Origin of the sequence: Fulvimonas soli (assembly GCF_003148905.1) — a bacterium.
GTDB classification, from domain to species: Bacteria; Pseudomonadota; Gammaproteobacteria; order Xanthomonadales; family Rhodanobacteraceae; genus Fulvimonas; species Fulvimonas soli.
This window is the reverse complement of sequence record NZ_QGHC01000017.1, coordinates 40,181-52,307: the sequence shown is the minus strand read 5'-3', so window position 1 is coordinate 52,307 and position 12,127 is coordinate 40,181. Positions and strand designations below refer to the sequence as shown.

Annotated in this window: 16 protein-coding genes; 2 read left to right on the top strand and 14 right to left on the bottom strand. The window is 54.1% G+C overall.

Annotated features, from left to right (window positions below; translation table 11 throughout):
* Positions 1-443 precede the first annotated feature (443 nt).
* The 4 genes from C7456_RS17005 to C7456_RS15560 form a co-directional block, all read right to left on the bottom strand.
* Complete coding sequence (locus tag C7456_RS17005) at positions 444-1,031, bottom strand: hypothetical protein (RefSeq protein WP_139942830.1); 588 nt, start codon at positions 1,029-1,031, stop codon at positions 444-446.
* 80 nt (positions 1,032-1,111) lie between these two features.
* Positions 1,112-2,413, bottom strand: coding sequence for a hypothetical protein (locus C7456_RS17000; protein WP_139942831.1), 1,302 nt, complete (start codon positions 2,411-2,413; stop codon positions 1,112-1,114).
* A 176-nt stretch (positions 2,414-2,589) separates the two neighbouring features.
* A complete protein-coding gene (locus C7456_RS16995) occupies positions 2,590-3,021 on the bottom strand; it encodes a hypothetical protein (RefSeq protein ID WP_139942832.1) in 432 nt (143 codons plus the stop codon).
* Positions 3,022-3,078: 57 nt separating this feature from the next.
* Positions 3,079-3,906 (bottom strand): DUF4393 domain-containing protein, encoded by an 828-nt coding sequence (locus tag C7456_RS15560; RefSeq protein WP_109724725.1) that lies wholly within the window; start codon positions 3,904-3,906, stop codon positions 3,079-3,081.
* Positions 3,907-4,293: 387 nt separating this feature from the next.
* On the opposite strand from C7456_RS15560, the gene C7456_RS15555 reads away from it, so the two are divergent.
* Positions 4,294-4,509: a SymE family type I addiction module toxin gene (locus C7456_RS15555; RefSeq protein WP_109724724.1), complete on the top strand. Its 216-nt coding sequence runs from the start codon at positions 4,294-4,296 to the stop codon at positions 4,507-4,509.
* Between the two features lie 105 nt (positions 4,510-4,614).
* Here C7456_RS15555 and C7456_RS16990 read toward each other — a convergent pair whose 3' ends face one another.
* From C7456_RS16990 to C7456_RS16960, 10 genes are all read right to left on the bottom strand, one after another.
* Entirely contained in the window at positions 4,615-4,860 is a 246-nt protein-coding gene (locus tag C7456_RS16990) for a hypothetical protein (protein ID WP_139942833.1), read from the bottom strand.
* 101 nt (positions 4,861-4,961) lie between these two features.
* Positions 4,962-5,786 (bottom strand): hypothetical protein, encoded by an 825-nt coding sequence (locus C7456_RS16985; protein ID WP_139942834.1) that lies wholly within the window; start codon positions 5,784-5,786, stop codon positions 4,962-4,964.
* A gap of 39 nt (positions 5,787-5,825) precedes the next feature.
* Entirely contained in the window at positions 5,826-6,191 is a 366-nt protein-coding gene (locus C7456_RS15550) for a hypothetical protein (RefSeq protein ID WP_109724723.1), read from the bottom strand.
* An 82-nt stretch (positions 6,192-6,273) separates the two neighbouring features.
* Entirely contained in the window at positions 6,274-6,987 is a 714-nt protein-coding gene (locus C7456_RS16980) for a hypothetical protein (RefSeq protein WP_139942835.1), read from the bottom strand.
* A 127-nt stretch (positions 6,988-7,114) separates the two neighbouring features.
* Entirely contained in the window at positions 7,115-7,828 is a 714-nt protein-coding gene (locus C7456_RS15545) for a lysozyme inhibitor LprI family protein (protein ID WP_109724722.1), read from the bottom strand.
* Positions 7,829-7,908: 80 nt separating this feature from the next.
* On the bottom strand, positions 7,909-8,442 hold the full coding sequence (locus C7456_RS16975) for a hypothetical protein (protein WP_139942836.1): 534 nt from the start codon (positions 8,440-8,442) through the stop codon (positions 7,909-7,911).
* A 70-nt stretch (positions 8,443-8,512) separates the two neighbouring features.
* Positions 8,513-8,869, bottom strand: a complete 357-nt coding sequence (locus C7456_RS16970; protein ID WP_139942837.1) for a hypothetical protein — start codon at positions 8,867-8,869, stop codon at positions 8,513-8,515.
* Positions 8,870-9,001: 132 nt separating this feature from the next.
* Positions 9,002-9,313, bottom strand: coding sequence for a hypothetical protein (locus C7456_RS16965; RefSeq protein ID WP_139942838.1), 312 nt, complete (start codon positions 9,311-9,313; stop codon positions 9,002-9,004).
* A gap of 801 nt (positions 9,314-10,114) precedes the next feature.
* A complete protein-coding gene (locus C7456_RS15525; protein WP_109724718.1) occupies positions 10,115-10,399 on the bottom strand; it encodes a hypothetical protein in 285 nt (94 codons plus the stop codon).
* A 78-nt stretch (positions 10,400-10,477) separates the two neighbouring features.
* Entirely contained in the window at positions 10,478-10,876 is a 399-nt protein-coding gene (locus tag C7456_RS16960; RefSeq protein ID WP_139942839.1) for a hypothetical protein, read from the bottom strand.
* A gap of 192 nt (positions 10,877-11,068) precedes the next feature.
* Between C7456_RS16960 and C7456_RS15520 the strand changes: the two genes are divergently transcribed.
* Positions 11,069-12,070 (top strand): integron integrase, encoded by a 1,002-nt coding sequence (locus C7456_RS15520; protein ID WP_211306342.1) that lies wholly within the window; start codon positions 11,069-11,071, stop codon positions 12,068-12,070.
* Positions 12,071-12,127: the final 57 nt, after the last annotated feature.

Genomic DNA, 12,127 nt, shown 5'->3' with positions numbered 1-12,127 from the left:
CTGCTCGTCGGTGAATCGCTTCTTCATGGAGCTCTCCTTCCTGTCGAGGGTAGAGAACTCACCAGCCAACTGGCTACACGATCCGTCTCAGGTCAGCATCTCCAGCTCTCGGAAGAACAGCGCAGGCGCAGCCTCCTCGTTGGTCGAGAGAGAAACTTCTAGGAAAACGGCAACTTTGTAGTGAACTGTCATGTGCGGCCTAACGCTGGAGTTAAGCGGCGGCGTAGCCGTCCGCCTTGAACGAAATGTTAGGCCCCGCTGCCGACGCTGGGCCGTTTGCCATGATGGCTTCTCACTTTGGAGCGCACAAGATTCTTTGGCATGTACTTTCGAGTGGCTGGCCTAATCTTGCCGTCACGAATTAGATCTTCCGCACAACCCGCAAAGTACATATTCCACGTTGTGCGCATCTCAGAAGTTGCAATTTCGATCATGGCGCACATTTAAGTACATTGAGGTTCAAGGTGAGGCTCCCACCTTAAGATCTCACCGCTCTCGTCCGCAGCCTGAAGGCCAAAGAGATCGAGCCCTGTCAGGATTGCGATCTCTGGCGTGACATGCTTGCCCCAATCAGGATCAGCATGCAAGCAAACATTGCGTACTCTGGCCATTGGTTTCATGGTCTCGTAGAAGTCATCGCGCATGGACTTGCGCTGTTCCTTTGAGATGTATCTTCTCCGTTGCAACCATAGTGTGTAGTAGGCGAAAGCGTCCTCGAAGCGGCCAAACTCATAGAAGAATGTGCGAACAAGAAGTTTGTAACGTCTAAACGGATGATTGTCGCCAAAAGTGCGTGCAGAGCGACCGAGCGCCTCTAGGTCAGCCGCGATCATGTTGATGTTGTCGATGATTTCATCAACCGGCGCTGATACACGTAGGAAATCAAGCGCGAGCTGCTCTTCCGCAGTCAGGCCGGTAAGCGTTATGCCTGCATCGTCGCTCAGTGAAGCGATCTTCGGAAACCGATCACATATGCTGCCAAGAGCAAATTTAAGCTCATCTGGAATCCGAATATGCTCGATGTGGATCATTGTAGAGCCTAACGCCTGAATTAAGCCGCGCCGCGAAGCGGCGTCGGCTTGAATGAATTGTTAGAACTCAATGCGATCAACTAGAAAATACGACGCTTCAAATCAGAGAAAGCATTAAGCCCGCCACGCCAGTCGCTCCCAGTTTTTGCAAGAATGAATGGATATCTAGAATCCTCATGGAGGATGAGCTTGTAGTGTTTCCCATCTTCCAGAATTGCGAATCCTAGCGACTCCAGTTCTGCGCGAACAGATGCTGTCATTGAGTCATACTGACGCAAAACTTGCTTGAGTCGCTCCAAAATCTGTTCGCGCTCGCCAGAATGCGCATTCTGCTTAATAATGTCAGTCAAAACATCTCGGCGTCGGCTATGAGGCTCCGCGGCGTCGGCAGCAGCTTTTAGTGAATCAATAATTATATCTAAGCGCTCACCTTGATAAAGGTCTCTCTCTGTAGAGGCAAGAGCAAGATTTGTTCCGTCAGTGTTAGATACGCCGCTGGGAAGCTGACGCGCATATTTGGCGCGTGCCAGTTCCGCTTCTAGTCGTTGTATTTCCTCATCCTTCGATGCCATCTCAGCATCGAAGTGTCGAATGTACTCATTGATGTCATTTGACCCCGAGTCCTTCAGCTCCTGAAGGCGGTGCCTCGCGATCAGCTCTTGAAGGTTGGACCAAGTGCATTCTCTTTTTGTTCGTTGCGAAAGCAATGAAGCCCGTACCTTCCTTGATACGGCAATCTGCATTTCCTTAGGATCGGAATAGTTGCCGGTTGGCAGGAACAGCCATTTTCCGACGCCATCTGGCCAGTAGATCCCTACAGCACCACCGTATGCGTTCTCTCCATAGACTTCTCGCATGAGCTTGAAAGAGAAGGACCGACTGGGCTCGACAACAACATGAGCCATGCCAGACAGCCACTTCGCGGTTTGATCGGGATCGATGAATGGTTTGTCTCTGTTGTCAGCGCTTACATACACAACAGGCATTGTGTAATTTGCTTTTGCGCAGATGATGTCGGCAGCAAGAGACAAATCTTGCTCTTTCAGAAAGATTGGCTTGTCAGAAACGATCAGGTCGCCATCAACACCACCACCAATCCTCTCCATCAGGCTTTTCAGGATGTATGGTCGCTTTCCCTGATCCAATCTCTCGACAGGAAGCTCGGAGTCGACACTAAGCTGGACCGCAACAATGAATCCATCTTTCGACTTTGAACCAACAACGTCCGTTATCCATCTGATTTCGCCATCCTCGCGCTTCTCGTATCGCACTCCCGCCGTTTCTCTTTCGGAGTCTTTGAACGAAGAAGACAGGACCGACTCGTTTGCCGTTGATACGGACGTGCCATCCTCAAACTTGATGCCACTGAGCTTACGTGCCAATTCGCTGTGTGGACTCCCCGAAATCCATGCGTGTGTGCAGTCAAGTAGGTCCTCAGTCGTCTTTTCGGCGTTAATCGGAAACTGTGTCTTGAATGTGAGCACGCGAAGTTCTCCCCCTTGAGTTCTAACGCCTGAATTAAGCCGCGCCGCGAAGCGGCGTCGGCTTGAATGAATTGTTAGGGCCCATTGACGGGGATGCCAGAGGCCCACAAACCGATCTTAAAGTTAGCGCTGTCCTTTGGCGAGACGCCAAGATCCTTGCGCATCTCGTAGAGCAAGCGGGATAACAATTGCTCTTGGAGCTCAATGTCCCGGGAAGGGTTGCTAAGGCGAATCTCATGTTGGTAGGCCTGCATGGCCCGAATGACCGACTGGGGCGCGATGAGGTTGAGATTGTTGCAGGCTTTGGCGAAGGCGCGATGCCCACTTGGCGTTGCCTCGCCTTCAAGAATGCCGCTGAGGCTGCCCACGAACCCTTTGTAGTGAGCCAAACGCTCTTTACGAAGGTCAGCGTCTCTCTCGCGTTTCTTGGTCAAGGCATAGGTGACGACAGCAAGAACCGTAGCGCCGCCAGCGGTTATCAATGCAGTTGCGATATCGGCTGACATGGGCCCTAACGCCTGAATTAAGCCGCGCCGCGAAGCGGCGTCGGCTTGAATGAATTGTTAGCTGCGCTCTTGAGCCGCCTTGTCAATGACGCAGGCACGGATGAATTGCTTTCCGAGGTCAGTTAACTCAACTGACAGCCGATCTATTTCAACTCGACAGCCTTGCTGTTTGCCAAGATCCTCACGGATCTGCTTTATCTGCGGAAATTCCTCGATCTCAGTGTATACCTCATCCCTTGTGAGGTAGCGCTCCGGAATTGCTATCAGGCCGAGTCTTACTAGATTGTCCAAGTAGTTCGCAGCCAACGGTGGATACTGGCACCCCGCCTTGATTCCGATAAGGGAAATGTGGCGATGCGTGATGCGAAAGTGCCCCTGATCATTTACGACCAGCTTAATGTTGACTAGTGGCTGATTCCCTGATGTCGCCAAGAACCTCATGAGTTTCGCCTCATCAGGAGACATGTTCTTGATCATGTCAACAAAACCTGGATGTGCGCGGTAAGCAGTAGCCTTGTCCATTGATGTTGCAAGGAGATTTGCATAAAGCTCAGACAACTCTGATTCGGCCCCTGTGTATCGGAGTGCCTCGATGGCTGGAACGGCAATGTGCGGTTTCGGCTGTTGAACCTCTTCTGGTGGCACGTTTTCCAGTTTTGCTGCGACACGCTCCCGAACAAAATCTCTAATTCTTTCGACGCCCCAGACAAGCCCTTCAACCGGAGTGAGTGCTGCATTCACGGCTCGCGTGACCAGGTGGAGCGACTTTCCAGCTTCTTTGGCCGCTGGCTGGATGGCATCTTGATAGATGGGAACGGACTTGGCGAGCTCTGCAACTGCTTTGGCGGTTTCCCCAATAGCACCGCCATTCTCATTTCCGGACATCGTGGTCTCTCCTTAGCAGCTAACGCCTGAGTTAAGCGGCGGCGAAGCCGTCCGCCTTGAACGAATTGTTAGGCAGATGAGCTGCGGCCCCTACCTCTTCCCTGAGCCAAGCATGCCATAGCTGAGCGGGCTTGGGACTTACCCCCAGCTTGACCCAAGCTGGGGGCAGCGCTAGATTTGAACGCGGTGCTGAACACACCTTCGTAGGCGGATGCCACTCCCGTTAGCCAAGTGGTTTTTTTGTGCGTAGCGTTTTCTATGGCCGGGTGGCGCGCAGCTATACAAGACCCGAAAGGGGAAAACTGCGGGCGGCCCTACGACCGTGTTCAAGCACCCGGCCGCCTCTCTGAACAGGAGGCGAAATAGAACGAATCGTAGGAGTCCACCATGACTGCCAAGAAGTGTCCGAGGCCTCGCTATCTGACGATTGGCTACCAGGTCTATGAGAGCCGGCACAAGGTTAAGCAGTGCCGCTACCGACCAAGACAAGTGCCGTTCTTACGGTTGAGTGGCGATTGGCTATCCGCAGCTGGTTTCACGGTTGGCCAGAAAGCACGAATACAGGTGACTGATCAAGGCATTGTGATCCTGCCTGAAGACTGAGCTAGATAAGCCGCGGGCAAACGCAGTAAACGCCCGCGGCATTTTGCTTTTTGACGCCTAACGCTGGAATTAAGCGGCGGCGAAGCCGTCCGCTTGGATGACTGGTTAGGTGTGCGGGCCACGATTTTTGCCAGCGCCACCGACGATTGCTAACACGAGACCGATACTGCCTGCCGCGAGAGACCAGATGATGCTGATGCCAGCTTTGACGTGAAGTTGCCACAAGGCGATAGCGCTGACGAAGATGAGCAAGCCGATGGTTTCGGCCGCACCCAAAGGCCTGTTGCCAGCTTGATAGAGCCTACCGTCATCGCGGTTGATCCACTGTCTGAGCTTGGCAAAGCGACTCATTCTTGGACACACCTAACGCCCGAGGTAACCGGCGCAAAGACCGCGTAGCGGGATTTGCGTCCGGTTGACCGAATAGTTAGGTAACAGCCCCACTCATCTGCTTATTGACGAAGTGCCTTACAAGGATCATTTAAAGGCACAACGTCTGCCGTCCTCGTAGCCTTGCCGCCAAGTTGACGGTATTGCTTGAAGTCGTTGTCTATCTCCTGTTGGCCGTAAACAACGAGTTCGCCCATCTGGTGGGCGGTGTCGAGGTCAACGACACCACTTGCTGCCTCAACCTTCTTCTCTTGATCAAGGTTCGCTTGAGCAAACGAAACGACGTTGCGGGCGTGCACAATTTCAGCTGATAGGTGAGCAAGCTGTCCAGCGGACGAGCTTTCGCAGCTAGATAGCTTATCTTGGCGCGCCTGCTCACTAGCGCGATCAGCTTGCTTTTGCTCGTACTTTGCTTTGACGCTCGCTAAGCATTCTTGCACGATATTTGTCGGAGGAAGAGTATCAGCTTCATCTGGAGACAAGCCATAGTCCCCAGTCCGAAGATTCCAATCCATGTGGCGCGGCCCCATCTTGTCAATCTGCGCATATACACAGGTACTATAATCTCCGTGCCAACCCGTGTAGTAGCCATCGCTCGTTGTAGACAGCGGGTATTCACTCAGCACCTGTTTGATCTCGATGACCCTATTTGTCCATGCTCGTTCTTGGTTTTCTTGCTTTTTAGCGACGCCCGTTAGCCTGTTCATGAACCTATTAATCGCAGCGTCGGCCGCACTGCCGGAGTGATAGTTGTTATTTGCTCTAGGTTTAACCAAAACAGTTTCACCTGTTGGTTCGGATGGTGCTGCTTGCGCCATGCACAGCGCGCAGAAGCCCGAGGCGAATACCACGGCGACAGCCACCAATATTTGCTTTGAATAGAACATAGTTCATCCCCCAGCGATTGAGTGTGCGTTATACCAGCTCTATAGACAAAACACTTCCTGCACCCAAGGATCATGGGCGTATGGGCCGTGGATTGACTGGAACGCTCCTCGGGTTTCCGAAATGTCACGATTCAAGTTGGTTGCGACCCAAGTCACCGTGCAGATAACTTTGTTCGTTTCTAAGATGACTCCGCGCACGATTCCCAAGTGCAGGATGCGGATTCCGGTTTGCCCCTTGCCCTTCATGCGTTTGATCGCAATGCGATCACCCGACTTCATTTGTGCTGCGAGTGCTGCCTGGTGCCCGTCCTCCCAACCAAGCATCCACATTCCTTGCTCGATGAAACGCTGATCCTGGTGATCAGTGCCACCCCATGATGCGCCAACAAGCCAGTAATTTGCCATGCGCCCCCCTGTTACCTAACGCTTGAGTTAAGCCGCGCCGCGAAGCGGCGTCGGCTTGAATGAATTGTTAGGCGGATGCTCCCTACTCTGGAACAGTGAGCTTTTCTCCATTACCAAACACCACCATTTCAGGAACAAACCGTGTTGTGTACTTGCCATCCTCAAGGTTCCAAACGGCCCGGTGCGCGTCAAGGAACTGGTTGTAGTCTCGGCCGCCCGTCCATACAACAGTTTTACCCGGATCAATGTTCTCACTTATTCTGAAATTGACAGCGCCAACTTCTTTGTCAAAAACATCAACAAACTTGATCTCGCCGGAAACACCGACTATTGGTTTCTCTGTGTTGTTTTGAACCCCAATGCGGAATTCTTGATACTCGCTGTACCGCCCAATGTTGTAGTTTTTTGGTAGCTCTCGCTTGGCCAGCAAGGTGACGGTCACTGCCTTGTTCAACTGTTCAAGTGCTGCGGCACGTTCTTGTTCTAGCTTCTTCTTCAGCGCCTCTTCTTCTGCACGCTTAGCCGCCTGTTCAGCCTCCCACTTTGATTGGGCATCAATAGCCTGTCCAATGGTCGTGCCCGGGGGAATGCCGCCGCCACCGAAAGCCTCTCCCATCTTTGCTCGCATTAAATAAGCGGCGACCTTCTCTCTCTCCGAATCAGATAGCTTTTTGATTTCAGGCGCAAGCTTTTCATCCCAAGAGTCCATGTCTGATGGTATGACGGCGTCTGTTGGCTTTGAGCAGCCACTCAGCATAAGCATGGCAGCCAGCATGGCCGTTGCAGCAGTTCTCATGATTCCCCCTAACTAGAATTGATTTCTCGAAAAGATGAGCGACAAGTGATGTTGCTCATCCGCCTAACGCCTGAGTTAAGCCGCGCCGCGAGGCGGCGTCGGCTTGAATTAATTGTTAGGCATCAGGCTAATTGAGCTCGCGCTCAAGTGCTTGCTGGTAGCACACAAGATCGCTTGCGTTCAAGTTGCGCTCATATGCCGTTTGATAGTACTGGGCGCTAAGCGGGCAGCTGAAGCTCTGTTCATCGCTCAGCTCTCTCTCAAGTGCTTTTTGGTAGCAGACCAAGTCGCTGGATTGGTTCAAGCTCTCATACCGCTTTTGGTAGACCTCAGCTCGCTGGGGGCAATTGCCATACGGTGTAGTCTGCGTAGCGTCATTTTTGCGTTGTGATGCCTGAGCTTGGTCTGTTGATTGCGGTTGGCTTTTTGGTGCTGTTTCTTGGTGTGAAATTGGGCATCCGGGTGTGGTGCCAGATTCACAGTTAAGTAAAGCTTCAAGTTGCTTGCGACGAATAATTGTTTGCTCAGTTAGACATTGTGCAATGACATATGGCTGCATTGATCCGCCAGTGAGCTCGGATGCGTTGTAATTACAGGCTAAATCTTTGTATCTTATCCAGGCAAGTTGCACATCCTTGAGCTGTTGCTTTTGTGCCGCGCTCAGCTCTATGCGGTAGCGGTTATAAACCGAATTTATCGCTGCCGTTTCAGCTTCTAGTGCGCTTGAGGCACATTGGTTAATTTCCATTTGCGTCGTTGGGCTATCACAGGTGTTCGCGTGTAAAACATTGGCGACCAGAAGGAAAAGACTGGCAACGACAGCTTTTTTAATGGATTTCATGAATACGCCCCCTGAGGCCTAACGCTTGAGGTAACCGGCGCGAACCCGCGTAGCGGGTGAGCGTCCGGTTGACCGAATAGTTAGTTGCCACCCGCAGCATCGTTGATAAACCACTGCCTACCAAATTCATTGAGGTCTTGCATTTGGTGACCAACGACGCCAAGCAAACCACCAGTCCAAGTACCGAACGCCGGCGTACCGTCCAAGTTGTAGACATGCTCCGGCAACGTGCGAAGAGTGTACACCGGGTTTTGATACGCGAACTCGACCCCAAGCTGCTTGAAGTACGCGCCTTCAAGCATGAAGCGTGGAGTGCCTTTGTAGGCCAGAATTACCTTGTTGAAATTGCGTGACTGCACAGCCTGCGCAAACTGCAGCATGCTGCGGAAAACATCGGCTTCGCTGTTCGTGCCCGAGACGCCGCGTAGGTCGAAGACTAGAACATCGGCATTTACGTACCATTGGTAGTGCGCAAAGACCGAGAGCCCCTCATTTCGGCTGTCGGCTGCCAGTGCCTTGGATAGCGGTTGTTGCACCCCGAAATAGTTCCAGCCTGCAATAGCCGCGATGACTACGACAGGCACGAGCAACCACAGCAGCCCACGACGTTTCATTGTTACCCCCTGTGGCAACTAACGCCTGAGTTAAGCCGTGCCGCGAAGCGGCATCGGCTTGAACGATTTGTTAGCGCCCACTTGTGCGGAACGCCAGATAAAAGTGCGGGTCATGCACTCCAAGTTGCTCAAGAGTGCTGAGAAGATTATTTACGTGAGCTTGCGCGTTGTACTTGGTGTCAACGTAGAAGTCACCAACTTGGTGCCAGAGGCCGTCGAAGTGAGCGTCTCGGTGCTGCGGCTTGTCGTTGATAAAGTACTTTCCGCGATGCGCATGATTATGGATGGGAAGTTTTGCTTTGGTGAGATGCCCTTCCCGAGCTAGCCATGCGACAAGTTGCTTGTCCAGGTCAGTCCAGTTGTCTACAGCGATTTGCAGCGCCCGATCAAAGAATGCTCTTGGCTGGATCGAGTCATCGAATTCCATGCTAGGCAGGTCGGCGACAGTGCAAGGCTCTTCATCCATTGGCCACCTCCGAGGTTTGATGTGGGCGCTAACGCTTGAATTTAGCGGCGCGCGCAGCGCGTCCGCTGGAATGAACAGTTAGCGATGGAATGACTAGCGAACAGGCACGAGCACCAGCACACCTGGCCGCTCTTGACGCACTTGGCCAGGGCCGTAGGACGTAACTAAGCCATTGTTTAGGATGACATAGTAATCAGCGCGATCCCATGACCACCCGCTGATAAGACGGTTTGCGTACTCCAGCGCCTCGTAGTTGCCACTCGTTTGAACACCATCAGGATTACCCATGACCGCCACTACCTGCTGCTTCGTCATGCCTTGATGAACATTGTTGCGGACAACTTGGCCGGTAGCGCAGCCTGACAGCAAACCCGCAACAGCAAGAATGAAGAGCAATCTGCGCATGTCTACCCCCTGCCGCTAACGCCAGAGTTAAGCCGTGCCGCGAAGCGGCATCGGCTTGAACGAATTGTTAGCGTGCAGTCTCATTTTTCCCATCCTTGTTTGCAGATGGGCAAGAGATGCGTAGCTCTTTGCGATTGATCCCAGCGATCTCAGAGATTGTGTTGTAGCCCATCGGGCAGATCTGGTTCGCCTTGTCGTAGCAGATATTCCAACCAAGGCTTGCGCCACAAGCGATCAAGTGCTCTACAGAACCATCCGGGCGCCTGATCTCTTGCGTTGTTGTGCATCCGACTATTACTAGAGTCGCAGCGATGATAGCTAAACTCTTCATCGATCCTCCCTTAGGGTTCGCTTGAGAAAATTTCCAGCGCGCTGCTTAGCCATTAGACGGCAACTTGAGAACCGCCGCCTCTAGTGCCTCTGGGTTTGGATTGCCAGGAGCAAGCCAATCCTCAGAGAAGACGCTCATTAGTGCCTTGGCTAGCTCACCCGCACTGGCGCCTGTAAATCCTGAACCTGGAAGGCCGGAGTCCTGCTGCACGACTAGCACGGTGAGCGGAGGTAACCCGTGGACTATGCAATAGGATTGGATTGGCTCTAACAGTTGGCCGAGCCCGGCTCGCGGAACGCCAATTAACGAAGAGATCTGGCTGTAGGTAAGCGATTGACGGTTCTTTGCAGCCCAAGCCAACACCGCCCAGATCTGACAAGCTCTTTCCGATCGCGTCATGACTTCTCCTGCGCGCTAACGCTGGAGTTAAGCGGCGGCGAAGCCGTCCGCCTTGAACGAGTGGTTAGGCCCTAACGCTTACAAGCGATGACGAGATCACGAGTGATGACTGAGCCGCCGTACAAACCAAACTGGTTTGCAGCAACCGTGTCGCCTTGATCGCCAGATTGGGAAATAATGTCGTAGCCCTTTGCACCGCAAATATCGCCTGCTTTCTGGTAGCACTGCCCCCAAGATAATGCTTGACCTGAGCAATTGATGGTGTAGCCCTCTCGCCCATCGGGTGTGTATGTCTTCTTGGCGGTCGCGCAGGCAGAGAGCGCTAATACGATACTGGCAACAACTACCTTTCTCATGGCTTTCCCCTTGATGCCTAACGCTTGAGGTAAGCGGCGCAACCCGCGCAGCGGGTTGGCGTCCGCTTGACCGAATAGTTAGATATCGCCTTCGCTTGCCGGAGCCACCAAGTCGTCAGCACGGTTGCGGCGTTTGATGGCGTTTAAGATGTTTGCCAACTCCGTATCCCCGCCAGAACCTACATAGCGAAATGCGTTGAGTAGGCTGCCAACCAGAGAATTAGTGCGGATGACGCGGACGTAACCATCCTCGGCGTCAGGGATTGCCGGGAAGATGGTGAAGCCACGCTCTAGAAGTGCTGCGCTTAATTGCTCCGACGTGTCGCCCTTGCCAGACACCCTAGCGCTTTCGCCCGCAACAGACTTGATCATCGCATCGAAGTCAGAGACTTGATAGGTTTTAAATGCGAGATGAAATGCGTTGAGATGATCGGCGATCTGCCGAGCAACCTTCATGTACTGGTCTCTGGTGGTCATGTATTCTCCTGATGGTTGATTGCGACATCTAACGCTTAGTAGACCCCAACTCGGGGCATATGCGTCCATGCTCCGTCCACGCTCGTACGGCGTCAAGCGGGGAAATCCTACACACGAACAAGGCCTTGCCAGATGTGCTCCTCACCAGGCTGCGCGCATGATGGTTTGCATATCTCACGGAACGAGGTCGTTATGCTTTATCGCCCCGAAAACGCGGATATGCGCTCCGCCCAGGGCAAGGCGCCGCGGCTGCTGGACGAGGTCCGCAGAGTGCTTCGGTTGAAGCACTACAGCCTACGCACCGAACAGGTTTACGTGGGCTGGATCCGCCGCTTCATCCTGGCCAACGGTAAACGGCATCCACGCGACATGGGCGCATCCGAGGTCGAGGGCTTCCTTTCGCAACTGGCCGTGCAGGGCCGAGTGGCGGCAAGCACGCAGAACCAGGCGCTTTCCGCGCTGCTGTTCCTGTACCGTGATGTACTCGGCGTCGAGCTGCCGTGGCTGGACGGTGTGACCCGTGCCAAGCGCCCAGCCCGGGTGCCGACCGTGCTTTCCCGCGACGAGGCGATGCAGCTGCTGGCGCGCATGGACGGTCGTCCCTGGCTGTTGGCCAGCCTGCTGTACGGCTCGGGTTTGCGGTTGATGGAAGCGCTGCGCCTGCGCGTGAAGGACGTGGATTTTGCACGCTGCGAAATCATCGTGCGCGACGGCAAGGGCGGCAAGGATCGGCACACCATGCTGCCGCGCGCGCTGGCCGAACCCTTGCGGCGCGAGATGGAGCGAGCTCGCCAGTTGCACGAGGCCGACCTACGCGCGGGCTTCGGTGCGGTATGGCTGCCGCAGGCGCTGGCGCGCAAGTATCCCTTGGCGCCACGCGAATTCGGCTGGCAATACGTGTTCCCGGCCGCGCACCGCTCGCACGATCCGCGCGACGGCCAGGAGCGCCGGCATCATTTCGACGACGGCATGCTGGCGCGCGCCTTGAAGAAGGCCTGCCGGGAGGTCGGCATCGTGAAGCCGGTGAGCGCGCATACGCTGCGGCATTCGTTCGCCACGCATCTGCTGGAATCGGGCAGCGACATCCGCACCGTGCAGGAATTGCTGGGCCACAAGGACGTGAGGACCACGCAGATCTACACCCACGTACTGAATCGCGGCGGTCACGGCGTGACGAGTCCGCTGGATCGCTGAAAGCCGCGGCGATGCCCTGTCGCCGCCGCGCGCCGCATGGTGTGTTTCCCGTGTCGC